This is a genomic window from Sphingomonas sp. GW821-FHT02B09, assembly GCF_059421875.1.
In genome coordinates, this window is the sequence record NZ_JBWKVV010000002.1 from 1,289,521 (window position 1) to 1,316,300 (window position 26,780).

A 26,780-nucleotide genomic window follows, 5' to 3' on the forward strand; every position below is an offset into this window, starting at 1 on the left:
ATCTGGCTTCCGGCGCCGAAGCTCGGGATCAGCGCGCCGGCTTGCTGAGGAAGCGCGAGCCGATCGCGCAGAAGCGCCATGGCGTCTCGACGGCGCGGGTGATGCCGATGCGGGTGCCGGCATGGGTCGGGATGGCGGCGCCGGCGGCGTCCAGCGCGAACGGCGGCAGGTCGAGCGCGGCGCCGTCGAGCGCCTTGTCGACGCCGAGCGCCTGACAGAGCCGCCCCGGTCCGGCGCAAAGCAGGCGCGGATCGGCGAGGCCGCGGCGGGCGATCATCGTCGCGATGCCGTCGGTCGGTTCGAGCGCGCGGATCAGCACCGCGCTGCCCGGGAGGCAGACGACATTGAGGCACCAGTGGATGCCGTAGCTGCGGTAGACATAGGCGTGGCCGGCGGGGCCGAACATCGCCGCATTGCGCGCCGTCGGCCCGTTCGCGCTGTGCGAGGCGGGGTCGTCGGCGTCGTAGGCCTCGGTCTCGACGATCGTGCCGCCGACGCCGTTGACCAGCAAGGTCGCGCCGATGAGATCGCGGGCGACGGTCGCCACGTCGCGGTCGAAGAAGGCGGGGGGAAGGGGCATTGCGGTGGGGTTAGGCGTGCAAGGCGTGGTGGGACAAGCCTATCTCACTACGTGCGAGGGAGGCCCTATTGGATGAAGCCCGAGCCGCCTGAGATCGCTGCGAAAGGTCCCCAGTGCTCCTGCGAAAGCAGGAGCCCGGGAGTCCCGAATGCCAAGCAACGTTGTTTTGCTTGGCCCTGGGCTCCTGCGTTCGCAGGAGCACGGTGCTGATCCACCGGCGTGCTGCCTCTCGCTGAAGGCCCGCGGGTCAGCCCCATTCCTCCAGCAGCGTCTCGATCCGCTCGAGCCGGGCGTGGGCGTCTTCGATCCGCTCGGAAAGGATCAGGCGGCCGTTCTTCTCCGTGAAGCCCGTCGGCGGGGCGATCGGCTTGCGCGGGGTCAGCGCGATCGCGCCGGGTCCGGCGTCGATCCGCTGGATGTCCGCCGCGCGCGCGGCGACGCGGATACGGGCGACGGCGAACAAAAGCCGCACCGTCTCGGGGAGGTCGCCGAAACGATCCTCCAATTCGTCGGTCAGCGCGTCGAGACCGTCGGCTTCCTCGATCCGCGCGAGCCGGGCGTAGGTGGTGACGCGAAGCTCCGCCTCCGGCATCCAGTCGTCGGGCAGACAGCCGTCGATGCCGAGGTGCAGTTCGGGACTCCAGCGCTCCACCGTCTCGCCGCGGGCGGTGCGCAGCGCGCTTTCGAGCAGATGCTGGTACAAATCGATGCCGATCAGCTTCATATGCCCCGCCTGCGTCTCGCCGAGCAGATCGCCGGCGCCGCGCATATCGAGATCGCGCGCGCTGATCGCAAAGCCGGCGCCGAGCCGGTCGAACGCCTCCAGCGTCTTGAGCCGTTTGAGCGTGCGCGGCGCGATCGTCGCCTCGGGATCAGTGAGCAGCAGCACCTGACCGCGGCGGATGCCGCGACCGACGCGGCCGCGCAACTGATGGAGCTGCGACAGGCCGAAGCGGTCGGCACGCCAGATCACCATCGTATTGGCGCGCGGCACGTCCAGTCCCGCCTCGATGATGTTGGTGGCGAGCAGCACGTCGCCGTCACCGCCGGCGAAACGCACCATCGCCTCGTCGATCTCGGCGGCGGGCATCTTGCCGTGCGCCTGGACGATGTCGAGCTCGGGCACCGATTTGGCGAGCTTCTCGGCGAGCGGTGCCATGTCCTCGATCCGCGGCACGACGACGAAGCTCTGGCCGCCGCGGGTGCGCTCGCGCAGCAATGCGGTGCGCACCACGGTCGCGTCGAACGCGCCGACGACGGTACGGATCGGTTGGCGCCGCGCCGGCGGGGTGGCGATGACCGAGAGCTGCTGGAGCCCGATCAGCGCGGTCTGGAGCGTGCGCGGGATCGGCGTGGCGCTGAGCGTCAGTACGTGGCCGGCGCCGAGATCGCGCAGCCGCGTCTTGTCGGCGGCGCCGAACCTTTGTTCCTCGTCGATGATGACGAGCGCGAGGTCCTTGTAGGCGATGCCCTTGGCGGCGACCGCGCCGGTGCCGACGACGACGTGCACCGATCCGTCGGCGAGCCCCGCCTTGATCCGCTTGCGGTCGGCGGCGGCGGTGAGGCGCGACAGGCCGGCGACGACGATGCCGGTGCCCTCGAACCGCGCGGCGAAGCTTTCGAGATGCTGGCGCGCGAGCACGGTGGTCGGCGCGGCGATCGCGACCTGATGGCCGGCGAGCGCGGCGATCGCGGCGGCGCGCAGCGCGACCTCGGTCTTGCCATAGCCGACGTCGCCGATGACCAGCCGGTCCATCGGCTTGCCCGAGGCGAGGTCGTCGCGGACCGCAGCGATGGCGCGCGCCTGATCGGGCGTCTCGGTGAAAGCGAAGCCCGCCGCGAAGCGTTCGTAGGCGGCGATGTCGGGGACGAGTTTGGGCGCGGCGCGGCGGTCGCGCTCGGTGGCGAGCGCGGTGAGGCCGCGCGCGCTCTCGGCGATGGCGGCGTCGATCGCGCCGCGCCGCTTGAGCCAGCTCGCGCCGTCCAGCTTGTCGAGCGTCACCGCCTCGGCATCGGCGCCGTAGCGCCAGATGCGGTCGGCTTCGGCGACCGGGACGAGACGGACGCCGTCGTCGGCATAGGTCAGCGCGATCGCGTCGCCGGCCTCGTCGGGCAAGGATTGCAGGCCGCTGACCACGGCGAGGCCGTGATCCTCGTGCACGACGACATCGCCGAGGCGGATCTCGCCATAATCGAACAGGCCGGTGTCGGCGACGGGCGTGGAGGGATCGTCGCGTTCGGCACGGCTGCCGAGCAGATCGGCGGCAGCGATCGCGAGCACGCCGTCACGGTGGAAGCCCCGATCGGCGGCGAGCGGCAGCAGGTGGATGCTGCCCGGCGCGGCGGCGACGATCGCCGGCCATGACGCAGCCTCTTCGACCGGGAGCTTGAGCGTCTTGGCGATGCGGCGTTGCAGGAAGCGCAGATCGCGCGGGCCGCCGAGGATCGCGAGCCGGTCGCCGGCGTCGATCGCGGCGCGCGCCGCCTTGGCGAAGGCACGCATCGGCGCCTTGCTCTCGACGAAGCGCGGCGGCGGGTCGCCGGCCCGCTCCAGCGGCGGCATCGCGCGGCCGGCGACCGCCTTGCGCCAGCGGGCGTCGCCGAGCGTGTCGGCAATCGCGCGGGTCGGGCGGCGCTTGGCGGCGTCGGCGGCGAGCGCGAGGAAGCGTGCGCGGCGTGCGTCGGCGGCAGGTTCGATGCCGATGCGCGCGTCGGGCACATGATCGCAGAGCGGCACGCCCTCGTCGGCGAGCGGCGGTTCGGCGACGCGGCCGAGTTCGCGCGTGTCGATATCGCCGGTGGTGCGCTGGTCGCCGGGGTCGAAGCAGCGCAGGCTGACGACGCGGCCGTCGCCGGCCGCGACGCGTAGCGGCAGGCCGGCATCGGCGGGAAAGACGTCCAGTACCTGCCCGCGCAACGCGATCTCGCCGGGTTCGTCGACGGTCTCGTCCGGGGTGTAGCCGATCTCGGTCAGGCTGGCGAACAGCGCCTCGAGATCGATCGGCGCGCCGGCATCGACGCGGGGCGGCGCGGCGGCGAAGGATTGCGGCGCCGGATAGGCGCGGGCGAGCGCTTCGCCGGTGGTGATGCAGGCGATGCGCGGTCGCTCGGCCGCGTCGAGCAGCAGCCGGATGCGGCGCAGCGCCGAGACGCGCTGGCCGACGTTGCCGGGCGAGGCGGGAGCGGCGTCGCCGGGCAAGGCATCGCTGCCCGGGCAGAACAGCACTTCGGCGTCGGGCATCACGAGTGCGAGCGCATGACTGAGCGCGACGCCACGTGGTTCGTCGGCGACGGCATAGAGGAGGTCGTCGGTGGCAAGGCGTTCGGCGAGCGCGGCGGCGGTTTCGGCGATGCCGAGCGGATCGGCGACGGGCGGTTCGGGAGCCAGCAGGGGCGCGTCGGCGGGAGGGCTGGCTTTGGCCGGCATAGACCTATGGTGTCTTTCGCTTTGGGGAGTGCTGCCGAACGGCCGGTCGGCGACGACGTTCCTCACCGGGCAATGCGAAAGTTGTGGATGGTGTTTCGGGCCGCGGCGATCGATACGTTTGGCTATTGCAGACGTAGGTTGCATCGATCCTCAGTGTTCCTGCGGAGGCAGGAACCCAGGGCCAAACAGAACGACGGTAATGTCCAGAACCCTGGGCTCCTGCTTGAGCAGGAGCACGGATGCGGCTCAGTCGACCTGCGCCAGATAGCGTTCGAGATCGTCGCTGCCGCCGATCTGTTCGCCGTCGATGAACACCAGCGGCGTGGTGGCGACGTCATGCTCGGCCTTGAACGCCTCGACCTCCTCGCGCGAACGGAGGATCTGGTCGTCGACCTCGAAGCCTTCGGATTGCAGGATCTGCTTGGCGCGGACGCCGAACGGGCAGATGTGGTCGGGCAGGACCATGCGGTACAAGGTTGCGGTGCGGCTGTCGGCCATGTCGGGTCCTTTTGGGTCGTAAATGAAATACGGCAAGGTAACCTGAAATCCGTTGGTGCTGAGCTTGTCGAAGCACGGTGGGACTCACCTGCCCCCTTCGACGCCGCCTACGGCGTCGCTCAGGACAGGCTTCGACAGGCTCAGGGCGAACGGCTCAGGCTGTACCGGTCTCCTCACGCTATAGCGCGGCAGCGTCGCGTGCGTTCCGTCAGCCGGCGGGTTTGAGTCCGGCGGCGACCAGCGGGGTGAGGCGGTCGGCGATGCGCGCGACGCCGGTCGCATTGGGGTGGACGCGGTCGGCCTGCATCAGCTGCGGATTGCCGATCACGCCGTCGAGGACGAAGGGATAGAGGCCGGCCTGGTCGCGCTTCGCCAGATCGGGCCAGATGCGGTCGAAGGCGGTGACGTACGCCGCGCCGAGATTGGGCGGTGCCTTCATGCCGGTGAGCACCACCGGCAGGCCGCGCTTGTGCAATTCGTCGAGCATCGCGGTCATGTTGGCGCGCGTCTCGGCGGCGGGGAGCTGGCGCAGCACGTCGTTGCCGCCGAGGCCGAGCAGCACGAGATCGGGCTTGCGCGGCAGATTGTCGAGCACGAAGCCGAGCCGCTGCCGGCCCGCCGCAGTGGTGTCGCCCGAGACGCCGGCGTTGACGATCGTCGCGTTGATCCCGTCGCGAAGCAGCCGAGCCTGCACCGCGTCGGGCAGGCTCTGGCCACGGTCGAGGCCGTAACCGGCATAGAGGCTGTCGCCGAAGGCCAGCACCAGCCGTTCGGGGCCGGCAGGGCGCGACGCCGTCGCACTTGCCGTCGCAATGGGCGTCGCGGTCGGCGCGGGCGCCGGCCGGTCGCAGCCGGCGAGCATCAGGGCTTGGCCGAGCGCGGCCGCTGCCGCATAGCGTATCATCAGCCCCTTCAAGGCCTTGTCCTCCCGATATGACCGAACCCGCTATGGTGATCGACGCGCGCGATGTCACGCTGACGCTCGGCGAAACCGCGATCCTGCGCGGCATCGACCTCTCCGTCGGGCGCGGCGAGAGCGTCGCGCTGCTCGGCACCTCGGGGTCGGGCAAGTCGTCGCTGATGGCGGTGCTCGCCGGGCTGGAGCGGGCGAGCGGCGGACGCGTGACGGTCGACGGGCTCGACTTCGGCCGCCTCGACGAGGATGCGCTCGCGCGTGCCCGTCGCGGGCGGATCGGGATCGTGCTGCAGGCCTTCCACCTGCTGCCGACGATGACTGCGCGCGAGAATGTCGCGGTGCCGATGGAATTGGCCGGGGCGGCGGACGCGTGGGAGCGGGCCGCGGCGGAGCTGGCGGCGGTCGGCCTCGGTCACCGGCTCGATCACTATCCCTCGCAATTGTCGGGCGGCGAGCAGCAGCGCGTCGCGATCGCACGGGCGCTCGGGCCGCGGCCGCCGCTGGTCTTCGCCGACGAGCCGACCGGCAATCTCGACACCGCGACCGGCGCGGCGATCATGGACCTGCTGTTCGCGCGCCGCGCGGCGATCGGCGCGACGCTGGTAGTCATCACCCACGACCGCAGCCTCGCCGAACGCTGCGACCGGGTGGTGACGCTCGCCGACGGGCGGATCGTTTGAGCGGCTGGGCCTCGGCGTGGCGGCTGGCGCGGCGCGAGCTCGACTGGCGGTTCCGCGGGCTGCGGCTGCTCGTCGTCTGCCTGTTGCTCGGCGTCGCGGCGCTGGCCGCGATCGGCGGCCTTGCCGATGCGGTGGGCCGCGAACTGGCGGCGCGCGGCGCGGTGATCCTCGGCGGCGACGTCGAATTCGCGGTGTCGCAGCGATCGGCGGGCGATGCCGAGCGCGCGGCGATGACGCGCGCCGGCGTCGTCTCTCAGACGGTGCGGATGCAGGCCAATGCGGTCGCCGGCGGCAGCGCCGCGCCGATCCAGCTGAAGGCGGTCGATGCCGCCTATCCGCTCTACGGCCGGGTGACGCTGACGGGCGGGCGGCGCGTCGGGGCGCCGCCGCCGGGGCAGGCGTGGATCGCGCTGGCGCTCGCCGAGCGGCTGCGGTTGCGGCCCGGTGCGCGCTTCATGGTGGGGGCGGCGGGGCTGACCGTCGGCGGGATCATCGCCGACGAGCCCGACCGGCTCGGCGAGGGGTTCACGCTCGGGCCGGTGGCGATCATCGCGCTGGCGACGCTGCCGGCGACGCAATTGATCCAGCCGGGCAGCCTCTATGAGACGCGCTATCGCCTGCGCCTGCCCGCCGGCAGCGATCCCGCGCGAATCGCCAAAGCGTTCGAGGCGCGTTTCGCCACCGCCGGCTGGGAGAGCAAGACGCGCGAGCGCGCCTCGCCGGGGGCGTCGCGCTTCGTCGACCGGATGGGCGAGTTCCTGACGCTGGTCGGGCTCGCCGCGCTGGCGATCGCCGGGATCGGCGTCGGCAACGGCGTCGCCTCGTTCCTCGCCGGCCGGCGTGGCGGTATCGCGACGCTCAAGGTGCTCGGCGCGACCACGGTCGACGTCGCCCGCCTCTATGCGATCGAGATCGGTGCGGCGGCGCTGGTGGGGATCGCCGGGGGGCTGGCGATCGGCATCGCCGCGGTGCCGCTGCTCGGCAAAGCGTTGGCGGGCGCGTTGCCGGTGGTGCCGGACCTGACGCTGGAGCCGTGGCCGCTGCTGCGCGCGGCGGCCTATGGCGGGTTGATCGCGATCGCCTTCGCCGCGTCGCCGCTCGCCGCGGCGGGGGCGACGCCGGCGGCGGGGCTGCTGCGCGGCGCGCTCGCGCCGATGCGCGCGGCGTCGTGGCGGGGGCGGGGGATCGCCGTGCTCGCCGGCGGCGCGGCGGTCGCGCTGGCCATCGCCACCTCGGCGCAACCGGTGATGGCGGCGGGCTTCCTCGCCGCGGTGGCGGGGGCGCTGCTGCTGCTCGGCGGGCTCGGGCGGCTGGTGCGCGCCGCCGCGGTGCGGCTGCCGCGATCGCGACGGCCGCTGCTGCGGCTCGCCATCGCCGCGCTGCACCGGCCGGGGGCGCGGACCGAGGCGCTGGTGGTGGCGCTGGGGCTCGGGCTGACGCTGTTCGTGCTGCTCGCCGCGATCCGCACCAGCATCGACGCCAATATTGCCACCACCGTCCCCGCGCGCGCGCCGGCGCTGTTCGCGCTCGACGTGCCGCGCCCGCGCGAGGCCGAGTTCCGCCGCATCGTCACCGCCGCGGTGCTGGCGGCGGTGGTCAAGACGGTGCCGATCCTGCGCGGCACGATCACCGGCTATCGCGACATCCGCGTCGCCGATCTCAAGACCTTGCCCGAGGGCGCCTGGGCGCTGCGCGGCGAGCGCGGCCTGACCTATGCCGCGACGCTGCCGGAAGGGAGCACGCTCGCCGCCGGCCGTTGGTGGCCGAAGGATTATGCCGGACCGCCGCTCGTCTCGGTCGACGAGCGGCTCGCCGAGGCGCTCGATCTCAAGCTCGGCGATCCGCTGACGGTCAGCCTGCTCGGCGTCGAGCGCACCGCGCACGTCGCCTCGTTCCGGCGCATCCAATGGGATACCTTGGGGTTCAACTTCGTGCTGGTCTTCTCGCCCAATACGCTGGCGGACGCGCCGCACAATCTCGCCGCGACGATCGACCTGCCGCGGGGGCGCGAGGGGCGGGTGACGCGCGCGCTGCTCGCGCCCTTTCCGTCGGTGTCGGTGATCGAGGTGCGCGGCGTGCTGACGCAGGTGCGCGATCTCGTCGGGCAGGTCGCGGCGGCGATCGCCGCGGCGGCGGGCGTGGCGGTGGCGGCGGGGATCGCGGTGCTAATCGGCGCGATCGCCGCGGCGCGCGAGGCGCGCACCTATGACGCGGTGATCCTGCGCACGCTGGGAGCGACGCGCGGCCAGTTGCTGGCGGCGCAGGCGCTCGAATATCTGCTGCTCGGCGCGGTGGTGACGCTGGTCGCGCTGGCGCTCGGGCTAGGCGGAGCGTGGTATGTCGTGGTGCGGATGTTCGACTTCGCCTGGGCGCCCGATCCGGTCGCGGTGGGCGTGACGCTGCTGGTGGGGCTGGGGGTGACGCTCGGCATCGGATTGGCGGGCGCTTGGCCGATATTGAGCGTGCGGCCGGCACGGGCGCTGCGGGAGGTGTGACCCTCAATTCCTCCCCCGCAAGGGGGAGAGGGACCGTCCGGCGTCAGCCGGATGGTGGAGGGGGAGGACAGGGCGGGAGCTTTGTAACGACCCTCCCGCCTGTCCTCCCCCTCCGTCACGCCTTCGGCGCGCCACCTCCCCCTGGCGGGGGAGGAATTGAGTCAGGTCCAGTAGAGGATGCGGGCTTGCGGCAGGTGCCGGGCTACCTCCGCCGCGAAGAAGCGTTTCAGCGTCCCCATCGTCGCAGCGTCGTAGACGTATTTGAGCGAGCCGAACTTCGTCCGTTTCTCCACACGGTTCTCTGCGCCCATGTCGAGCTTCGAGGACGGATACCAGCTGTCGAGCACCGCCTTCGATCCCGGCGTGTAGCGATGCGTAATCAGCTCGATCGTGCAGTCCGTCGTGACGTCGGCGAGTGCCGCGCCAGCCTGGGCGATCAGTTCGCCATAGGCCGCCTCCCAGCCCTCGGCGGCGATGATCGGCGCGATCGTCAGGCCGATCGGATAGCCGGCGTGGCCCATCCGCGCGAGCGCGGCGAGCCGGGCCGCGACCGGGCTCGTCCCGCCCTCGAACCGCGCGAAGCGCGCCGGGTTGATCGAGGCGCGCATCCGCGTCCGGCCCTGATGATCGAGGCTGAGCAACGGCTCGACCGCGTCGAACTTGGTGGTGAAGCGCAATTGCACCGGCGCCTGCCACGCCCCGAACGCCGAAATCAGCGCCGACAGCGATCCGGTGAGATGTTCGAGCGCGAGCGGATCGGTGTAGCAGCTCGCTTCATAGGTCGTCCCTTCGTCGGCGCGCGCTGCGGAGCGCGAGGTGACCGTGCCCTCGCCGAGATAGTGCGGCAGTGCGGCGACGATCGCGGGCAGATTGGCGTAGGCGCGGGTGATCGGCGGCCCCTTCAGCGAACCCGCGAGATAGCAATAGCTGCAATGCGCCGGGCAACCCTCGGCGAGATCGACGCGCCAGTCGGCGGAGGGCGCGATCGGTTGCAGACGCAGCTTGCCCGGCGGCGCGACCACCACCGCCAGCGTCTTCTTGGCAGCGGCATAAGCGGCGGCGGCATCGTCGGGCAGGCCGAGCGCCAGCCGGTTGGAGGCGAGCCGCTCGACCGGGATACCCAGCGCCTCCGCACGCGCCGCAATGGCCTGGCCGTGCTCCCATGCCAGCGCCGAGCGGGTGATGAGGACGCGCCGCGGCAGCCACGGACGCGTCGGCCGGGTCTCGCTCACGGCAGGGCCTCGAACCAGGCGGCATAGGGCGTGTTCGCCGCCATGCGGCGGTTGAGATCGGGTGCGCCATCGTCCCACCACACCGGGCCGCGCTCGCCGAGCGCCTGTTTGGCGGCGTCGACGCGGCTGCGGGCGTCGCGCTCGCCGGCGGCATTCCCGGCGCGCAACGCGGTGCCGACGTCGCGGCGGGCCTGCATCAGATCGTGGACCAGTGCCGCGCGACGATCCTCGCCGAGCGCGGGGTTGGTGCGGCGCCACAGGCGTCCGCGCACCACGATATAGCGGCCATCGGGGGTCGTGGGAGGGTCGGCATCGCGCATCTAGGTCCAACGCACCAGCCCGCCACGCGTCGCAAGTCCTTGGTGCGTGGTGGAAAGATCGTCGGCTCGCCCTACATTGCCGGCGACTTCCGAGGACAATCGATGACGCGTTCGCCGGCCACTGCCGATCCCCTGCTGCTGGCCTATGGCGACAGCCTGATCGCCGGTTACGGCCTTGCCGCCGCCGACGCCTTTCCCGCCCGGCTCGAACGGGCGCTGCGTAGCGACTGGCCCGATGCGGCGGTGATCGCGGCGGGGCGGTCGGGCGACACGTCGCAGGATGCGCTCGCGCGGCTGCCGCGAACGCTCGCCGGGCTGTCGCGCCGGCCCGATCTCGCCGTGGTGCAGATCGGCGCCAACGACGTGCTGCGGGGCATCGCGCCTGCACGGCTGCGCGCCAATCTCGACGCGATGCTGATCGAGTTCGCCCGTTGCGGCATAGCCGTGTTGATGACGACGATCGAGCCGCCCGCGCTGTTTGCCGAGCGGACGCGTGGCTATGCCGGCATCCATGCCGCGGCGGCGCGGCAGCATGGTGCGGCGACCTGCGCCTTCTTTCCCGCCGGGGTGCTCGGCCATCCCGCGATGACGCTGGCGGATCGTATCCACCCCAATGCCCGCGCGATCGATCTCGTCATCGACGCGGTCGCGCCCGCGGTCACGGCGGCGCTGCGATCGGCGGCACGGGCGGCGGCCTGACGCTTGTCTTTGCAAAGGCGTCGGGCGAGGAGAGGCCGATGGACCGCATGACGCTGTACTTCGATGGGGGATCGCGGCCCAATCCCGACCGGATGGAGATTGCGGTGGTGAGCGGCGGGCGCACCTATATCCGTGATGATCTGGGTCCCGGCGACAATTGCACCGCGGAATGGCTGGCGTTGCTCTATGCGGTCGAGATCGCGGTGGCGGCGGGGGCCGCAGATGCGGTGTTCGTCGGCGATGCGCGCACGATCGTCGAGCAGGCGCTGGGCCGTTGGCGCTGTCGCAGCCCGCAATTGCAGCCGCACCTCGCCGCCTACCGCATCGCGACCGCGGGATTCGCGCGCGTTCATGTCCGCCATGTCGGCCGATCGAAGAACCTCGCCGGCATCGCGCTCGCCCGCCGGCACCCGCGCTGAACCAGGTTCATTTCGCACATGCGGAAACACTGGGGTGTCTGCGCGTTGGTCGGCGTCATCATTCAACAGGAGCGAAGCACATGAACCAGGATCAGATCGAAGGTACCGCGGGCGATCTCACCGGCAAGCTGAAGGAAGGCCTGGGCAAGGCGACCGGCGACACCGAGACGCAGAACGCCGGCGTGGTCGATCAGATCAGCGGCAAGGTGCAGAAGACCTTCGGCGATACGAAGGAAACCGTCGCCAAGAATGCCGCGCCGCTCGCCGACAAGGCGCGCAAGTTCGCCAACGAGCGTCCGTTCGCGGCAGCTGCGCTTGCCGGTGTGGTCGGTCTCGCGATCCTGAACACGCTGCGCGGCAAGACCTCGGCGTAATCGCCGGTCGGCATCGCATACGAAAAAGGGGCGTCGGCAACAGCCGGCGCCCCTTCTCGTTCGGTGCGGGAGCGCGGCCGGATCGCCCGGCCGCGCGTCGTATCAGGACTTGAGGCCCTTGGCCATGTTAAGATGCGCGGTCACGGTCGGGACGAGGCCGGTCGCGAAGGTCTTGAGCGCCGGCACGTCGCCGGTCGCGGCGTAACCGCGGAGCAGGTCGAGCGTCTGCTGATGACCCGACTGCTGGGCGGTGATGTAGGCCGCGTCGAAATCGGCGCCCTTCTTGGTCTTCAGCGAATCGACGATCGTCTGCTGCTCGGCGCTGAGCTTCGGATCGGGGGTCAGCGCCGGGGTCAGGCCGGCGGTGGTCGCCTTGAGCTTGTCGGTCGAGGCGGTGTGGGCGGTGATCATCTGGTTGGCGTATTTCTTCACCGCCGCCGAGCTGCTGTTGTCGAGCGCGAGCTTGGACGTCGCGATCTCGAACGCGTCGCTCGCCGCCGCCGAGTTGACGAAGGCCTGGCCGCCGGTCGCGGGGGCGACGGCGTTGGCGGTGCCGGCGGTGTTCGCGTCGAACGCCGTCGTGTCGTTGGTCGCGAGCGCGGTGTCGTTCGCGGCGGTCGTGTCGGTCTTCTGGCCGCAGGCGGCGAGCGCCAGCGCCGATGCCGACAGGATAACTATGGTTTTTCCGAGCATCTGTATCTCCCTCGTTGCGCGGCCTGAACGTCCGGGTGTTGCGAGGCGTTCCGCTTTCCGTGGGGAGCGTTCCGGGCGGCCCGACGTTGCATGTCTCATCCCCACCCACAGGAGACACGCGTTGAGCATTTTCGGCAACATCATGGGCAAGATCTTCCACCACAAGCAGGATGCCGCGCCGGCCCCCGCCGCGCCGCAGACCACGCAGGCGGCACCGACGCCGACGCCTGCACCGACCGCCGCGCCCGCCGCTGCACCGGAAGCGCCCGCCCAGCCGGTCGACGTCGGCGCGGTGCTGTCGGAAATGGCGACGATGAAGAACGGCGGCGGCAACTATCAGTCGTCGATCGTCGACCTGCTCAAGCTGCTCGACCTCGATTCCAGCCTCGCCGCGCGCAAGGAACTGGGACAGGAGCTGGGCGTGCACGCAGGTGACGACGGCAGCGCCGAGCAGAACATCGCGCTGCATCGCGCGGTGATGGCGAAGCTCGCCGAGAATGGCGGCATCGTTCCCGACAGCCTGCGCGGCTGACCGGACAGGCGGGAGCGGGCGGTTCGCGCCCGCTCCCGTTTTCGCTTACGCCAGCGCCGCGCGCGGGATCGGGTGGCGGCGGTGCAGCATCGCCGCCACCTCGTCGCGCGGGACGCTGTGGCCGAACCAGAAGCCCTGACCGACGTCGCAGCCCTGACCGAGCAGGTAGCGCGCCTGATCCTCGGTCTCGATCCCCTCGGCAACCACGGTCATGCCGAGGCGATGGCCTAGCGCCACCACCGCATCGACGATCGCCGCATCGCCCGCGTCCCGGTCGATATGGCTGATGAAGCTGCGGTCGATCTTGATAGTATGGACCGGAAACGCCTTGAGGTGGGTCAGCGAGGCATAGCCGGTGCCGAAATCGTCGAGCGCGATGTGCACGCCGGCACGGCTGAACGTCTCCAGCATCGTCGCGACGCATTCGGCGCCGCGACCGACGAACACCGTCTCGGTCACCTCCAGCTCGAGCCGGTCGAACGGCACGCCGGCCCGCTCCAGGCGGCCGAGGATGCGGTCGGTGAGGTCGTCGCGGCGGAATTCCGCCGGCGACAGGTTGAAGGCGATCCGCCCGAAATCGAGCCCGGCATCGAGCCAGCGGCGCATGTCGCCGACGATCGCACCGAGCATCCGCTCGCTCAGCCCCAGCGCCAGCTCGAAATCCTCGAACGCCGCGCAGATCGTCGCGGGCGCCTGCGGGCCGAAGGTCGGATGCTGCCAGCGCAGCAGCGCCTCGAACCCGCACACCCGCCCGGTGTCCAGTGCCACCTTGGGCTGGTAATATGGCAGGATCCGGTCGTCGCGGATCACGTCGCGCGCGATGCTGAGCATCGACGAGCGGCGTTGCAGGTCGGCGCGCATCGGCGGTTCGAACATCAGCAAGCCGCCGCGATATTGCGCCTTGGCGGCATAGAGCGCGATGTCCGCCGCCTTGAGCAGTTCGGCAGCGGTCTCGCCATGCGTGGGGAACAGCGAGCCGCCGGCGGTCGCCTGGCAATCGAGGATGCGGCCCTCGTGCGACAGCGGCTCGCGCACGGCGTGCAGCGCGGTGCGGACGCGGTCGATCACCGCCGGCGCGTCGCCGTGGCTCGCGATCACCGCGGCGAATTCGTCGCCACCGAGCCGTGCCAGCGTGCAACCCGCGCCGAGCGCGCGATGCAGCCGTTCGCCGAGCGTGCGCAGCACGACATCGCCGGCGTCATGGCCGATCGTGTCGTTGGTCTCCTTGAGGTCGTCGACGTCGAGCAGCACCAGCGTGACCTCGCCGCCCGCCGCGCGTGCCTGCGCGATCGCCGCCTCGAGCCGCTCGCCGAATTTGGCGCGATTGGGCAGGCCGGTGAGCGCGTCGTGGTGCGCGGCGAAGCGGATACGCTCTTCGGCAGTGCGTTCCTCGGTGACGTCGCGGGTGGTGACGAGGACGCGGCTGAGCTTGCCCGACGGCGCCTCGATCCGCCAGCCGCCGGTCCTGATCCAGCGTTCCTCGCCGGTGTCGGCGCGGTGGATGCGCAGGATGGTGTCGAAGCGATGACTGCCGTCGCCGGCGTCGACCGCGGAGATTAGCGCCTGCAGGCGGTGGCGATCCTCGGGAACGACCAGATCGAGCGCGACCGGCACCGACGCGGCGGCGTCGAGCGGCAGGCCGAGCATCGCCTTGAGCTCGTCCGACCATTGGCGCTGGCCCGAGGTCGCATCATAGTCCCAGATGCCGAGTCCGGCGGCATGCGCGGCGAGGCGGAAGCGCCGCTCGCTGTCGCGCAGCGCGCGTTCGGTCAGCTTGCGATCGTGGATGTCCTCCAGCGTCCCGTACCAGCGGATCGTCGCGCCGGATTCGTCGTGCCGGGCGGTCGCGCGCGAGCGGAACCAGCGATAGTCGCCGTCGGGGGACCGCAGCCGGTATTCGAGGTCGATCGCCCTTCCGGTCGCCACCGAGGCCCGCCATGCCGACATCGTCGGCGCGCGATCCTCGGGATGGAGCGCTCTCAGCCAGCGCGTTCCCATCGCGTCGCCCGCCGCGCCGCCGGTCACCGCCTTCCAGCGCGAGCTGACCGTCTCGACGAGGCCGTCGGGGCCGGCCGTCCAGGTGATCTGCGGATTGAGTTCAACGGTGTGGCGATAATGTTCCTCGCTCTCGCGCAGCCGCTCCTCGGCGGCGCGGCGGGCGGAGATGTCCTGCGCGATCGTGATCGTCGAGATCGCGGTGCCGGCGGCGTCGCAGACGAACGAAACGTTGATGTCACACCACAAGGCGCTGCCATCCGGCCGGACGAAACGAGCCTCGACCTCGAACGGCGTCGAGCGCGCGCGATGGTCGTCGTAGGTGGCGAGGACGCTAGGCAGATCCTCGGGGTGGAGGAACGCGTCGATCGACAGGCCGGTCAGTTCGGCCGCGCGCCGCCCGACGAGTTCGCAGAACCGGTCGTTGACCGCGAGCACGCGGTGGCGGCGGTCGCGGTGCAGCAGGCCGATGCGCGCGCGGCTCAGGACCGTGCTGAGCGGCAGTCCGGTGTCGAGACCGGCGACGGCGCGGGCGACCGCGGCGCGGATAGCGGCCGGATCGATCGGCGGTTCTTCGCGACATGCCGAGTCGACTTCGACCAAGTCTTTGCGATCAAATCCGCTTTCCTCCCAACGATCCACTTTTCTATCCTTCGCGCGATCGGTCGCCCGTCCGGCTTGGGTGGCGGTCGCTTAACGAAGGGTAACGGAACCGTTTTGACTGGTTCGCCGGCGCACTCAGCCGGCGAGGGGCAGTTGCTGCGCGAGTGTGGCGTTCTGCCGGCGCATGTGCCGCAGCGCTTCGGCAACGCGATCCGCGTCGAGCGCGTCGACGATCGGGTCGTAGCCGGTCGGCATGATCCCCTGGCCGAGCAGCACCGCCACCCAGCTCGGCACGGTGAACAGCTCGTCGTCGTAGCGGAAGATGCGCCCCTTCTCGGCGAACAGCGCGAGCTTGCGTGCCAGCGTCTCGGGCAGCGCCATCGATCCCACGTGCCGCCAGAACGGCGTGTCGCGGCGGCGCGTCGCGGCGTAATGGAGGATGATGAAATCGCGGATCGCGGTGTAGTGATCGGCCATCAGCCGGTTGTATTCGTCGCGTACGACCGGGCTGAAGCGATCGTCCGGGAACAGCGCGAACAGCTTCGCTATCCCTTCCTGGATGAGGTGGATGCTGGTCGATTCGAGCGGTTCGAGGAAGCCGCCGGCGAGGCCGAGCGCGACGACGTTGCCCGCCCAGCTCTGCCGCCGCCGGCCGGCGGTGAACGACAGGCGGCGCGGCGTGGCGGTCGGCGCGGCGTCGAGATTGGCCAACAGGATGCGCTCGGCGGAGTCGTCGTCGGTGAAGGCGCTGGCATAGACGTGGCCGTTGCCGGTGCGGTGTTGCAGCGGGATGCGCCATTGCCAGCCGGCGTCATGCGCGGTGGCGCGAGTATAGGGCAGCAGCGGCTGTGTCCGTTCGGTCGGCACCGCGATCGCGCGATCGCAGGGCAGCCAGTGCGACCAATCCTCGAAGCCGACGCCCATCGCCTCGCCGAGCAACAGGCTGCGAAAGCCCGAGCAATCGAGGAACAGGTCGCCCGCGATCCGCCGGTCCCCCTCCAGCCGCACCGCCGTCACATGGCCGCGTTCGTCCTGCTCGACGCCGGTGATCCGCCCCTCGACGCGCACCGTGCCCTGCTCCTCGGCGCGGCGGCGCAGAAAGGCGGCGTAGAGGCCGGCGTCGAAATGATAGGCATAATCGACTCCCGACAGCGGCGAGCGCGGGTCGGGGGAGGGCGGTGCGAAGCGGCCGGCGCGCGCGGCGACGGCGGCCATCGCATAGCCCTCGAAGTCGCCGATGCCCGGCCGCTCGCGCAGCTTGAGCCAGAGCTGGTGGAAGTTGAGCCCTTCGATGTCGCGACCGGGCGTGCCGAACGGGTGCATGTAGCGCTCGCCCAGCGCGCCCCAGTCGACGAATTCGATGCCGAGCTTGGGCGTGCCGCCGGTCGCGCGCAGGAAGTCCGCCTCGTCGATCCCCAGCCGGGCATTGAAACCGCGGATCGGCGGGATCGTCGCCTCGCCGACGCCGACGGTGCCGATCGCGTCGGATTCGACCAAGGTTATCGTCCGCTGCCCGTCGTTGAGGAAGCGCGAGGCGGCGGCCGCCGCCATCCAGCCGGCGGTGCCACCGCCGACGATCACCACCCGGCCGATCGGTGTTCCGCTCATCGCCTGCCCCGTTGCGCCGCCATTAGATACTCCGGATAGGCAGGCAGGCCGGCGGGTAGCGCAGCGACCGCGTTGCGCAATTGCGTCAGCGCGGCGACCGCGCTCACCCGCGGCACCGACAGCGCCAACGGATCGGCGCGTACCGGCCGGACGCCGAGCCCGATCAGCGCCTGCTGCCACGCCGCCTGTGGCAGCATCTCCTCTTCCAGCGGCGGCAACGTGCCGCGCTGGCCGAATTGGGCGAGCGCCGTTGCCAGTTCGGCAGGCGGTTGCTGCGAGCGCCGCGCGTGCCAGAAATCGCCGCGCCGCCGGCCGACCAGATAGAAGGCCGCGGCATAGGCATGGAGCCGGTCGGCGCGCAGCGTCGCGCGTCGGTTGTATTCGGCGACGAGCAGCGGCTCGGGCGTCCGTGCCGGCATCAATGCCAGCGCCAGTTCGAGCTGCGCCAGCGCCAGCGTATAGCCATGCCAGCCCAATGGCCCCAGCGTCGCAGCCGCATCGCCGAGCGCCAGTACGTTGCCGGCAAAGGGAACGACCTGCCGCCGCGGACGGATCGTGATGCGCTCGCTTCGGCCCGGCATCTGCTTGGCGGCGCGCGCGTCGCTGGTCGTGGCGCTGGCATAAGCGACGCCGGCGAGCGTGCGACCCGCCAGCGGCCAGCGCGCGGTCCAGCCGTCGGTGGTCGCGTCGTACCGGTCGAGCGGCGACGGGCGCGGCGGCGCGGCGGCGAGCAGCAGCCGGTCGACGGGCAGGGTGATGGCCCAGTCGAGCCACGCGGTGTCCTCCGCGGCGAGCAGGGCGGCGGGTCCGGTCGCATCGACGAACAGGTCGCCGGTCAGCGCGCCACCGTCGTCCATGGCGAGCGCGCGCACGGTTTCGCCGTCGCGGACGACGCGAAGCTGCTGCGGTGCGACGGCGCGCACCCGCGCCGCGCGCAGCGCCGCGGCGAAGAAGGGCGTCGCGGCCTCGGCGTCGAGCCGCAGCGTGTAATTGACGCGCGACAGCAAGGATCGCGGATCGCTCGCCGGTGGCGCGAACCGTTCCGCCGCCGCCAGCGTCGCGGCGGGAACCAGCGCGTCATAGGGGCCGTCGCCGTGCGCCAGCCACATCTGGTGCACCGCCGCGCCGGCGAGGTTGGGCACGCCGTCGCCCTCGCCGATCGTAAAGGCCGCATCGCCCCAGGCGAAGCGTTCGCCGACGCGGTGCGTCGCCGCCCCCGCGGCGACCATCGCCGCCTCGTCCAGGCCCAGCGCGTCGAATGCCTCGGCGACCTGCGGCGTCACCGCGGGCAGGCGATCGGCGAGCGCCGCCGGGTCGGGCGCGGTGGCGACGAGGGTCACCGTCGCGTGCGGCAGCGCGCGCGCGAAGCCGAGCGCCGCGGTCAAGGCGACGAGGCCGCCGCCGACCACGACGACGCTCTGCAGGCTTTCGCGACGGTTCACGCCGCTGCCCGTAGATAGGTAGCGTGATCGGGCATCGTCGCGACCGCGGCGGCGATACCGCCGCGCAGGGCGGCCAATGCGCGATCGAGCGCGGCGCCGTCGGGCAGATCGGCGCGCGGGTCCCAGCCGTCGGGCACGACGTTCTGGCCGAGATAGACCGCGACCCAGCTCGGTTCGAGGAACAGGCCGTGGCTGTAGCGCGACACCTGCGCGGTCTGCCGCCACAGCGCCATTTTCTCGGCGAGGCTGTCGGGGATCGTCATCGTGCGGACGTGGTCCCAGAAGGGCGAATCGTCGCGTGTCGTCGCGTGATAATGGAGGATCAGGAAGTCGCGCAGCCGGTCGTATTCGGCGTCGACCAAGGCATTGAAGCCGTCGCGGTCGGCATCGGTGACGCGGGCTGCGGGGAAATGCTCGACCAATTGCGTGATCGCCATCTGCACCAGATAGATGCTGGTCGATTCCAGCGGTTCGAGGAACCCCGAGGCGAGGCCGATCGACAGCACGTTGCCGACCCAGCTGCGCCGCCGCCGCCCGGCGCGGAAGCGCAGATGGCGCGGCTCGGCGAGCGGCGGACTCTCCAGCGCGTCGACCAGCGCGTCGGTCGCCGCGCCTTCGGACAGATGCGCGCTCGAATAGACGTAGCCGTTGCCGATGCGGTGGGTGAGGGGGATGCGCCAGCGCCAGCCGGCGGCCATCGCGGTGGCGCGGGTGTACGGCTCGATGCCGCCGGCGGGCGAGGCGCAGGGCGCGGCGACGGCGCGGTCGCAGGGCAGCCAGTGCGACCAATCCTCCCACGCCTCGTCCATCGCGCCGCCGATCAGCAGCGCGCGAAACCCCGAGCAGTCGATGAACAGATCGCCCTCAATCCGCTGGCCATCGGCGAGTGTGATCGCGACGACGTCGCCGCTGTCCGCATCGCGGTCGACGCCGGTCACCAGACCCTCGGTGCGCACCGCGCCGCGCGCCTCGGCATGGGCGCGCAGGAAAGGCGCGAAGCGGGTCGCGTCGAATTGATAGGCATAGCCGAAGGCGCTCGCCAGATCGTGCGGATCGCTGCCCGGGCGGGTGAAGCGTAGCGCGGCAGCGGCGACCACCGCGGTCGAATAGTCGCCGATCGCCGCGGTCGCGCCGGCGTGATGGCGTCGCAGCCAATAATGGTGGAAGCCGACGCCGTCGAGCGGCCGGCCGTAGCTGCCGAACGGGTGGATGTAGGAATCGCCGATCGCGCCGAAGTCGCGGAACTCAATGCCGAGCTTGAACGTCGCATGGGTGGCGGCCATGAACGCCGCCTCGTCGATGCCGAGCCGGGTGACGAAGGCGCGCAGATGCGGCAGCGTCGCCTCGCCGACGCCGACGATGCCGATCTCCTGCGATTCGACCAGGTGGACCTTCGCGGCGCCGGGGGCCAGCGTCGCCAGCGCGGCGGCGGTCATCCAGCCGGCGGTGCCGCCCCCGACGATCACCACCCTGATCCGCTGCTCCGCCCGCACTGGCCGCTCTCCCCTCATATTCCCCGTCCAAGTCCAGACCTCTACAGGGAATGTCCATCGTTGACAGCGGCTTCGTGGCACGGCTTTGGTGCCGCTACCACGATGTAGATGGCTCCCGGGGAGAGGATGATGGTTTTGAGGTTCGGTACGGCTTGCGCAGCGCTCGCGCTGATGGTGGGCGCGTCGCCCGCAATTGCGCAGCAGCAGGCGGCCAGCGCCGCCGTTCCCGCTGCCGCTACCGCGCATCCCGAGCAATGGCCGCTGCTGCCGATGCAGTTGAAGCGCGACGCCAAGGTCGAGGCACGCGTCGCCGCGATCCTCGCCAAGATGAGTATCGAGGACAAGGTCGGCCAGCTCATCCAGGTCGACATCGCCAGCATCACGCCCAAGGATCTCGAGACGTACAAGCTCGGCTCGATCCTCAACGGCGGCAATTCGGCGCCCAACGGCGACGAATTCGCACCGGCGCCGGAATGGCTCAAGCTGTTCGACGCCTTCTACGACGCCTCGGTCAAGCGCTCGGACGGCCGCCCGGTGGTGCCGGTGATCTGGGGTACCGACGCGGTGCACGGCGCCAACAATATCGTCGGCGCGACGCTGTTCCCGCATAACATCGGCCTCGGCGCGATGCGCGATCCGGCGCTGATCAAGAAGATCGGCGCGGTCACCGCCGCCGAAACCGCCGCGACCGGCATCGACTGGAGCTTCGCGCCGACCGTCGCGGTGGTGCAGGACGATCGCTGGGGCCGCACCTACGAAAGCTATTCCGAAGACCCGGCGATCGTCGCTTCCTATGCCGGCCAGATGGTCGAGGGCATCCAGGGCACGATCGGTCAGGACTTCATGAAGCCCGGCCATGTCATCGCCTCGGTCAAGCACTTCCTCGGCGACGGCGGCACCGGCGGCCACGACCAGGGCGATACGCGCGTGTCGGAGACGGTGCTGCGCGAGGTGCATGGCGCAGGCTATATGACCGCGCTGCCCGCCGGCGCGCTGACGGTAATGCCGAGCTTTTCGAGCTGGAACGGCGAGAAGATGACGGGCAACAAGAGCCTGCTCACCGGCGTGCTGAAGGACCGCTGGGGCTTTCAGGGGTTCACCATCGGCGACTGGAACGCGCACGGCCAGGTGACGGGCTGCACCAACGAGGATTGCGCCGCCGCGATCAACGCCGGGCTCGACATGTTCATGTATTCCGGCCCGAAGTGGAAGGAACTCTACGCCAACACGCTGCGCGAGGCGAAGGCCGGCACGATCCCCGCCGCGCGGCTCGACGATGCGGTGCGCCGCATCCTGCGCGTCAAGGTGATCGCCGGCACGTTCGACAACGGCCGGCCGTCGGCGCGGCCGATGTCGGGCAAGTTCGCGCTGCTCGGCGCGCCCGAACATCGCGCGATCGCGCGGCAGGCGGTGCGCGAATCGCTCGTGCTGCTCAAGAACAACGGCGGCGTGCTGCCGGTGAAGCCGGGTGCCACCATCCTCGTCGCCGGGCGCGGTGCCGACAATATCGGCCAACAGGCCGGCGGCTGGTCGATCACCTGGCAGGGCACCGACGTCGCCAACAAGGATTTCCCCAACGGCCAGTCGATCTGGTCGGGGATCGATGCGGCGGCGCGCGCCGCCGGCGGCAAGGCGACGCTCGCCGTCGACGGTGCCTTCACCGCGAAGCCCGACGTCGCGATCGTCGTGTTCGGCGAGACGCCCTATGCCGAATTCACCGGCGACCGGCCGAGCCTCGAATACAGCCCCGACGACAAGAGCGATCTCGCGCTGCTCAAGAAGCTCAAGGCGGCGGGCGTGCCAACCGTCGCGGTCTTCCTCTCGGGCCGGCCGATGTGGGTCAATCCGGAAATGAACGCCGCCGACGCCTTCGTCGCCGCCTTCCTGCCGGGGACCGAGGGCGGCGGCGTCGCCGACGTGCTGGTCGCCGGCAAAAGCGGGCGTCCGGTCGCCGACTTCCACGGCAAATTGAGCTTCAGCTGGCCGAAGCGGATCGACCAGAATGTGCTCAACCGCACCGATCCGGGCTACGACCCGCTGTTCCCGATCGGCTTCGGCCTGACCTATGCCGACAAGGCGACGCTCGCCCGGCTCGACGAGACCAAGCCCAAGGTCGCGGCGGGCGACCAGAATGCGTTGTTCGTGCGCGGCCGCGTCGCCGGGGGTGCTCGAATTGGCACGACCGGCGCGGCGGTGCAGACCCGCACCGACCGGCGCGGGCAGGAGGACAGCCTGCGCCTGACCTACAGGGGCGCGGGCAGCGTCTCGATCGAACAGGCGATGCCGATCGACCTGACGCGCGAATCCAACGGCGATCTCAGCCTGATCGTCGAATATCGCGTCACCGCCAAGCCGACCGGCGCGGTCACCGTCGGCGTCGCCGATACGGGTAAGTCCACAACGGTCGCATTGACGAACCAGCTTGCGGTGGGCGATTGGGCGACCGTGGCGGTGCCGCTGCGGTGCTTCGCCAGTCAGGGGGTCGTGATGAACAAGGTGACCAAGCCGTTCGAACTGGCGAGCAGCGGTGCGCTCGGCATCGACGTGTCGTCCATCCGCATCGGCAGCGCCACCACGCCGATCGCCTGCGGTGCCAAATGAGCGGGGGTGATCTGTCGCGCCGCGGCCTGATCGGCGGCGCGGCGCTGCTGACGCTCGCCGGCGCGGCGGGTGCGCAGACCGTCGCCGGGGAGGAGGTCGTGCCGCTGTGGCCGGGCCGCATCCCCGGCGCGCCGGGCAAGACGATCCCGCGCAAGATCGAGGAGCGGTCGAAGACCGCGGGCTTCACCGACCGCTGGGTGACCGGCGTCGACGTGCCCGCGCTGGTCGTCAAGCGGCCGGCGCGTCCCAACGGTGCGGCGGTGCTGCTGGTGCCCGGCGGCGGCTATGGCTTCCTCGCCTATGACAATGAGGGGATCGAACAGGCGCGCTGGCTCAATGCGCTGGGCGTCACCTGCTTCATCCTGCTCTATCGCCTGCCGGGCGAAGGCTGGAGCGAGCGGCGGCTGGTGCCGCTGCAGGACGCGCAGCGTGCAATGCGCGTGATCCGCAGCCGGGCGGGCAGCTTCGGCGTCGATGCCAAGCGGATCGCGGTGATCGGCTTCTCGGCGGGCGGGCATCTCGCCGGTTCGCTGGCGACGCGGCATGGCGAGCGCGTCTATGCGCCGGTCGATGCCGCCGACACGCTGTCGGCGCGGCCCGATCTCGCCGGGCTGATCTATCCGGTGATCAGCATGGACGCGGCGATCACCCACCGGGGCTCGCGCGACAATCTGCTGGGGGCGACGCCGTCGGCGGAAGAGGTCGCGGCGGCGTCGGTCGAAAAGCGCGTCACGGCGGAGACGCCGCCGGTCTTCCTCGTCCACGCCGGTGACGATGGCGCGGTGCCGATCGCCAACAGCCTTACCATGTATGCGGCGCTGCTCGCGGCGAAACGCCCGGCGGAGATGCATGTGTTCGACGAAGGCGGGCACGGCTTCGGCGTGCGGCTGGCGAAGACGGTGCCGACGGCGGCCTGGCCGACGCTGTTCGCAGCCTATGCCGCGCGCAAGGGTGTGTTTCCCGGCTGAGACACTGATCGCTTAGGGCGAACGGCGAGAGTGGTTCGAATCCTCACCGCATCCACCCCGTCACCCCGGACTCGTTCCGGGGTCCACCGGGCCTCACGGGCTCCGCCTGATCCTCAGGCCCCTCTCCCAGCCGCGGGGTGGACCCCGGAACAAGTCCGGGGTGACGGATGGCTCAAGGCCATCCCCTGAGCCAACGGGTCGGCGACCGGCGGAGCGCTCGTTCCACCAGTCGCCGTTTGGTCACTTCATCCGGATCGTCATCGCCTTGCCGGTGTAGCTTACCCGCGTCGCGCCATTTTCGGCGAAGTCCAGCGCTTCGGCCTTGCCCGGCGTATGGAAGCGAACCGAAACCGCGCGCGTCGCGACCATGCCCGGATAGCTGCCCTCGCGCGCGCCGATCGTCAGCGTCTTCGCCTGCTCGTTCCACGTCAGCGGCACGCGCGCGAACTTGCCTGATTCGTAACCGGGGGTCACGCCGTCGTCCTCGTACAGCGAGAACGCACCGTCCTTGCCGGTGAAGACGTGCAGCACGATCGGCCCGCCCGGCTGTTCGCGCGCATATTGCACCGCCGGCCCGGTCGGCAGGATCGCACCCGCACGGACGAACAGCGGCATCCGCTCGTAGGGCGCGGCGGCGGTGATCGACTGGCCACCCGTGTAGTGCTTGCCGCTGGCGAAATCGTACCAGTCCGCCCCCGCCGGCAGATACACCGAGCGCGAGCGCGCCTTAAACGCCGTCACCGGCGCGACAAGCAGATCGCGGCCGAAGAGATATTCGTCGTCGACGTTCCACGTCTTGCGATCGGCGGCATAGTCCATCACCAGCCCGCGCATGATGCTGCCGTCCTTGTGATAGGTGTCGGCCGCGGTCGTGTAGATATACGGCATCAGCCGATAGCGGAGCTGGTCGTACCAGAGCATCGACGATGCCATCGCCGGATCGCTCGCGCTCAATTCGTAGATCTCGCGCTTGGGCGTCTCGCCATGGCTGCGGAACAGCGGGCTGAGCGCGCCGAACTGGAACCAGCGCAGGTTGAGCTCGCGCCATTCGGGCAGCGCCGCCGGCTCGGCATTGGTGTAGCGATCCTCGACCGCGAAGCCGCCAATATCGTGCGTCCAATTGGGCACGCCCGACATCGACAGATTGACGCCCGCCGAAATCTGGTCGCGCAGATCGTCCCAGCGCGCCGCGACGTCGCCCGACCACAAGGCCGCGCTCGCGCGTTGCAGGCCGGCGAAGCCCGAGCGCGTCAGGATGAACGGCCGCTTGTCGGTGTTGGTCTCGCGCAGCCCCTCGGCGAAGCCCGCCGCATGGACCAGCGGGAAGCTGTTGAAATAGGCGCCGCCCGGCCCGAAGGCGTTCGGCCCCATCACATATTTACGCTCTTCGATCGACAGGTTGGAATGGATGTCGGGCTCGGTCGCGTCCATCCACCAGGCGTCGATGCCGAGCTTGACCAGATTGTCGCGCACCTGCCGGTAATAGATCTTGCGCGCTTCGGGATAATAAGGATCGTAATCGGTGTTGAGGTAGCCGGGCCCGACCCAGTCCTTGTTCTTCAGCTTGAGATTGCCCTGATACAGGAAGCCCTTGGCGGCCAGTTCCTTGGCATTGTCGGTATTGGGATAGAATTTCGGCCAGACCGAGATCATCAATTGCGCGTTGAGCTTGTGGACCTCGTCCACCATCCCCTGCGGATCGGGGAAGCGCGTCTTGTCGAACTGGTGGCTGCCCCATTGATCCTGCGGCCAGTAGAACCAATCCTCGACGATATTGTCGAGCGGGATCTGCCGCTTGCGATATTCGCGCACGACCCCGACCAATTGCTCCTGCGTTTCGTAGCGCTGGCGGCTCTGCCAGAAGCCATAGGCCCATTGCGGCATCATCGGCGCCTTGCCGGTCAATCCGCGATAGCCCGCGACGACCGCGTCCATATCGGCGCCGGCGACGACGTAATAATCGACCGCCTTGCCCGCCTCCGACGACAGCCACAGCGAGTGGCGATCGGGCTGGGGCAGGGGATCGTTGTGGAAGAACGCCATATAGCCGGCGTTCGGCTCCCATTCGATGCGGATCGCGACCGGCTTGCCGGCGGTCATCGGCAGCTCGACGTTATGATACCAGGGGTTCCAATTCTGCCGCCAGCGATCGAGCACCAGCTTGTCGTCGGCATAGACCTTGAAATAGCTCGAGCCGTAGACGCGGAACTTGTGCAGGCCGGTGACGGTGGGATCGACGGTGCCGGTCCAGATCACGCGTTGCTTGCCGACGACCTTGCCGGCGGTGTTCTGGCCGCTGTCCGCCGAGGCGACGGTCTGCGCCTTGGCTTGCGCCGGCCAGCGCGCCTGATCCTTGATATATTGATAGTTGATCGTCGCTTCCTGGCGCGTCGCCGCCAGTCTGTCGCCAAGGTAATATTGCGCGGTCCAGCCCGGCTTGCCGCCGTTCGACACCTTCATATCGTCGCCGACCAAGGCATAGGGCTTGGGATTGCCGAAGCGGGTGATCGAATTATTGTCCCACAACAGCCCGTAATTGCGCGTCGAGACGACGAACGGGATGGCGATGTCCATATTGTGCTGGGCGAGTTCGACGTCCTCGCCATTATAGTTCATCTGCCGATTCTGATGCTGGCCGAGGCCGTAGAAGCCTTCGTCGGTCGCGCGGTTGAACTGCTGCTGCGTGGCGACATAGCCCTTGCCCTCGACGCTGGGGGCGAAGGCGGCGCGGGCGGCCTCGTCGAGCAGCACCTTGCCCGCCGCGTCGCGGACGGTGAGGTGGCCGTCGGACAGGCGGATTTCGGCGCTCGCCTTGGCGAGCTTGAGCGTGACGACGCCGGCGCCTTCGCTGATCGTCGGCGCGCCGTGCGGCTTGGCGACCACCATCAGGCTGTCGGGCAGGGTGAGATCGGTGCCGGGCACGGCGGTGACGCGGAAGCTGTCGTCGCCATAAGCGACGACGCGGACGCGCTTGGCGGGGCCGCTGTCGGGCGTGACGACGACGCCCTGGTCGATCTTCTGCACTTCGGAGGCGAGCGCCATGCCCGAGACGGAGACGGCGAGGCCCGCGACGGCGCGGGCGAGGAAACGGAAGGTCATCGGTCTGATCCTGATCTGATCGGGCTGAATGGGAAACGCCGTTCGCCCTGAGCCTGTCGAAGGGCAGTGCCACATGCGACGCCGCCGCTTATGGACGCCGCTGCTT

General features: G+C 70.3%; 20 protein-coding genes. 8 read left to right on the plus strand and 12 right to left on the minus strand.

Translation table 11 applies throughout. The features are described 5' to 3' along the window. Positions 1–28: 28 nt before the first annotated feature. The 4 genes from AC07U4_RS14105 to AC07U4_RS14120 all read right to left on the minus strand — a co-directional run bounded on the left by AC07U4_RS14105 (position 29) and on the right by AC07U4_RS14120 (position 5,409). Positions 29–580 carry a DNA-3-methyladenine glycosylase gene (locus tag AC07U4_RS14105; protein WP_495195781.1) on the minus strand — a complete coding sequence of 184 codons (552 nt, stop codon included), beginning with the start codon at positions 578–580 and terminating at the stop codon, positions 29–31. A gap of 247 nt (positions 581–827) precedes the next feature. Then, positions 828–4,007 carry a helicase-related protein gene (locus tag AC07U4_RS14110; RefSeq protein WP_495195782.1) on the minus strand — a complete coding sequence of 1,060 codons (3,180 nt, stop codon included), beginning with the start codon at positions 4,005–4,007 and terminating at the stop codon, positions 828–830. Between the two features lie 246 nt (positions 4,008–4,253). Beyond that, the gene (locus AC07U4_RS14115) at positions 4,254–4,505 is read right to left on the minus strand and encodes a glutaredoxin domain-containing protein (RefSeq protein WP_038662469.1); all 252 of its coding nucleotides are present in this window, start codon (positions 4,503–4,505) and stop codon (positions 4,254–4,256) included. A gap of 208 nt (positions 4,506–4,713) precedes the next feature. Continuing rightward, the gene (locus AC07U4_RS14120) at positions 4,714–5,409 is read right to left on the minus strand and encodes an arylesterase (RefSeq protein ID WP_495195783.1); all 696 of its coding nucleotides are present in this window, start codon (positions 5,407–5,409) and stop codon (positions 4,714–4,716) included. A gap of 29 nt (positions 5,410–5,438) precedes the next feature. Here AC07U4_RS14120 and AC07U4_RS14125 point away from each other — a divergent pair, with 29 nt between their 5' ends. Both AC07U4_RS14125 and AC07U4_RS14130 read left to right on the plus strand, forming a co-directional pair. Further along, a complete protein-coding gene (locus AC07U4_RS14125) occupies positions 5,439–6,101 on the plus strand; it encodes an ABC transporter ATP-binding protein (protein WP_038662467.1) in 663 nt (220 codons plus the stop codon). Further along, complete coding sequence (locus AC07U4_RS14130) at positions 6,098–8,596, plus strand: ABC transporter permease (protein WP_495195784.1); 2,499 nt, start codon at positions 6,098–6,100, stop codon at positions 8,594–8,596. Before AC07U4_RS14125 ends, AC07U4_RS14130 begins: the two co-directional genes overlap by 4 nt. A 161-nt stretch (positions 8,597–8,757) precedes the next feature. On the opposite strand, the gene AC07U4_RS14135 is transcribed toward AC07U4_RS14130, so the two are convergent. Together AC07U4_RS14135 and AC07U4_RS14140 are read right to left on the minus strand one after the other, a co-directional pair. Continuing rightward, a complete protein-coding gene (locus tag AC07U4_RS14135) occupies positions 8,758–9,828 on the minus strand; it encodes a spore photoproduct lyase family protein (RefSeq protein ID WP_495195785.1) in 1,071 nt (356 codons plus the stop codon). Next, positions 9,825–10,148, minus strand: coding sequence for a hypothetical protein (locus tag AC07U4_RS14140; RefSeq protein WP_495195786.1), 324 nt, complete (start codon positions 10,146–10,148; stop codon positions 9,825–9,827). The genes AC07U4_RS14135 and AC07U4_RS14140 overlap by 4 nt, the downstream gene beginning before the upstream one ends. 102 nt (positions 10,149–10,250) lie before the next feature. Here AC07U4_RS14140 and AC07U4_RS14145 point away from each other — a divergent pair, with 102 nt between their 5' ends. The 3 genes from AC07U4_RS14145 to AC07U4_RS14155 all read left to right on the plus strand — a co-directional run bounded on the left by AC07U4_RS14145 (position 10,251) and on the right by AC07U4_RS14155 (position 11,640). Next, positions 10,251–10,847, plus strand: coding sequence for a GDSL-type esterase/lipase family protein (locus AC07U4_RS14145; RefSeq protein ID WP_495195787.1), 597 nt, complete (start codon positions 10,251–10,253; stop codon positions 10,845–10,847). Between the two features lie 38 nt (positions 10,848–10,885). Continuing rightward, positions 10,886–11,266 (plus strand): reverse transcriptase-like protein, encoded by a 381-nt coding sequence (locus tag AC07U4_RS14150; RefSeq protein ID WP_249340545.1) that lies wholly within the window; start codon positions 10,886–10,888, stop codon positions 11,264–11,266. Between the two features lie 80 nt (positions 11,267–11,346). Next, positions 11,347–11,640 carry a CsbD family protein gene (locus AC07U4_RS14155; protein ID WP_038662454.1) on the plus strand — a complete coding sequence of 98 codons (294 nt, stop codon included), beginning with the start codon at positions 11,347–11,349 and terminating at the stop codon, positions 11,638–11,640. A gap of 102 nt (positions 11,641–11,742) precedes the next feature. On the opposite strand, the gene AC07U4_RS14160 is transcribed toward AC07U4_RS14155, so the two are convergent. Then, positions 11,743–12,333 carry a DUF4142 domain-containing protein gene (locus AC07U4_RS14160; protein ID WP_495195788.1) on the minus strand — a complete coding sequence of 197 codons (591 nt, stop codon included), beginning with the start codon at positions 12,331–12,333 and terminating at the stop codon, positions 11,743–11,745. Between the two features lie 121 nt (positions 12,334–12,454). On the opposite strand from AC07U4_RS14160, the gene AC07U4_RS14165 reads away from it, so the two are divergent. Next, positions 12,455–12,865: a DUF3597 family protein gene (locus AC07U4_RS14165; protein WP_137897875.1), complete on the plus strand. Its 411-nt coding sequence runs from the start codon at positions 12,455–12,457 to the stop codon at positions 12,863–12,865. A gap of 45 nt (positions 12,866–12,910) precedes the next feature. On the opposite strand, the gene AC07U4_RS14170 is transcribed toward AC07U4_RS14165, so the two are convergent. From AC07U4_RS14170 to AC07U4_RS14185, 4 genes are all read right to left on the minus strand, one after another. After that, complete coding sequence (locus tag AC07U4_RS14170) at positions 12,911–15,463, minus strand: sensor domain-containing protein (protein ID WP_495195789.1); 2,553 nt, start codon at positions 15,461–15,463, stop codon at positions 12,911–12,913. Between the two features lie 135 nt (positions 15,464–15,598). Beyond that, the gene (locus AC07U4_RS14175; protein ID WP_495195790.1) at positions 15,599–17,071 is read right to left on the minus strand and encodes a tryptophan halogenase family protein; all 1,473 of its coding nucleotides are present in this window, start codon (positions 17,069–17,071) and stop codon (positions 15,599–15,601) included. After that, on the minus strand, positions 17,068–18,513 hold the full coding sequence (locus AC07U4_RS14180) for a tryptophan 7-halogenase (RefSeq protein WP_495195791.1): 1,446 nt from the start codon (positions 18,511–18,513) through the stop codon (positions 17,068–17,070). Before AC07U4_RS14180 ends, AC07U4_RS14175 begins: the two co-directional genes overlap by 4 nt. Further along, positions 18,510–20,024 carry a tryptophan halogenase family protein gene (locus AC07U4_RS14185; RefSeq protein WP_495195792.1) on the minus strand — a complete coding sequence of 505 codons (1,515 nt, stop codon included), beginning with the start codon at positions 20,022–20,024 and terminating at the stop codon, positions 18,510–18,512. The genes AC07U4_RS14180 and AC07U4_RS14185 overlap by 4 nt, the downstream gene beginning before the upstream one ends. Positions 20,025–20,132: 108 nt before the next feature. Here AC07U4_RS14185 and AC07U4_RS14190 point away from each other — a divergent pair, with 108 nt between their 5' ends. After that, a complete protein-coding gene (locus AC07U4_RS14190; RefSeq protein ID WP_495195793.1) occupies positions 20,133–22,607 on the plus strand; it encodes a glycoside hydrolase family 3 protein in 2,475 nt (824 codons plus the stop codon). Further along, positions 22,604–23,575, plus strand: a complete 972-nt coding sequence (locus AC07U4_RS14195; RefSeq protein WP_495195794.1) for an alpha/beta hydrolase — start codon at positions 22,604–22,606, stop codon at positions 23,573–23,575. Before AC07U4_RS14190 ends, AC07U4_RS14195 begins: the two co-directional genes overlap by 4 nt. A 240-nt stretch (positions 23,576–23,815) precedes the next feature. On the opposite strand, the gene AC07U4_RS14200 is transcribed toward AC07U4_RS14195, so the two are convergent. After that, the gene (locus AC07U4_RS14200) at positions 23,816–26,674 is read right to left on the minus strand and encodes a TIM-barrel domain-containing protein (protein ID WP_495195795.1); all 2,859 of its coding nucleotides are present in this window, start codon (positions 26,672–26,674) and stop codon (positions 23,816–23,818) included. Positions 26,675–26,780: the final 106 nt, after the last annotated feature.

Excerpts from the sequence above, each read along its gene's own strand:
- AC07U4_RS14125 (WP_038662467.1), top strand. The coding sequence starts at position 5,439 with ATGACCGAACCCGCTATGGTGATCGACGCGCGCGATGTCACGCTGACG.
- AC07U4_RS14120 (WP_495195783.1), bottom strand. The coding sequence starts at position 5,409 with ATGATACGCTATGCGGCAGCGGCCGCGCTCGGCCAAGCCCTGATGCTC.
- AC07U4_RS14110 (WP_495195782.1), bottom strand. The coding sequence starts at position 4,007 with ATGCCGGCCAAAGCCAGCCCTCCCGCCGACGCGCCCCTGCTGGCTCCC.
- AC07U4_RS14175 (WP_495195790.1), bottom strand. The coding sequence starts at position 17,071 with ATGAGCGGAACACCGATCGGCCGGGTGGTGATCGTCGGCGGTGGCACC.
- AC07U4_RS14190 (WP_495195793.1), top strand. The coding sequence starts at position 20,133 with ATGATGGTTTTGAGGTTCGGTACGGCTTGCGCAGCGCTCGCGCTGATG.
- AC07U4_RS14200 (WP_495195795.1), bottom strand. The coding sequence starts at position 26,674 with ATGACCTTCCGTTTCCTCGCCCGCGCCGTCGCGGGCCTCGCCGTCTCC.
- AC07U4_RS14140 (WP_495195786.1), bottom strand. The coding sequence starts at position 10,148 with ATGCGCGATGCCGACCCTCCCACGACCCCCGATGGCCGCTATATCGTG.
- AC07U4_RS14115 (WP_038662469.1), bottom strand. The coding sequence starts at position 4,505 with ATGGCCGACAGCCGCACCGCAACCTTGTACCGCATGGTCCTGCCCGAC.
- AC07U4_RS14155 (WP_038662454.1), top strand. The coding sequence starts at position 11,347 with ATGAACCAGGATCAGATCGAAGGTACCGCGGGCGATCTCACCGGCAAG.
- AC07U4_RS14150 (WP_249340545.1), top strand. The coding sequence starts at position 10,886 with ATGGACCGCATGACGCTGTACTTCGATGGGGGATCGCGGCCCAATCCC.
- AC07U4_RS14105 (WP_495195781.1), bottom strand. The coding sequence starts at position 580 with ATGCCCCTTCCCCCCGCCTTCTTCGACCGCGACGTGGCGACCGTCGCC.
- AC07U4_RS14195 (WP_495195794.1), top strand. The coding sequence starts at position 22,604 with ATGAGCGGGGGTGATCTGTCGCGCCGCGGCCTGATCGGCGGCGCGGCG.
- AC07U4_RS14185 (WP_495195792.1), bottom strand. The coding sequence starts at position 20,024 with ATGAGGGGAGAGCGGCCAGTGCGGGCGGAGCAGCGGATCAGGGTGGTG.
- AC07U4_RS14145 (WP_495195787.1), top strand. The coding sequence starts at position 10,251 with ATGACGCGTTCGCCGGCCACTGCCGATCCCCTGCTGCTGGCCTATGGC.
- AC07U4_RS14160 (WP_495195788.1), bottom strand. The coding sequence starts at position 12,333 with ATGCTCGGAAAAACCATAGTTATCCTGTCGGCATCGGCGCTGGCGCTC.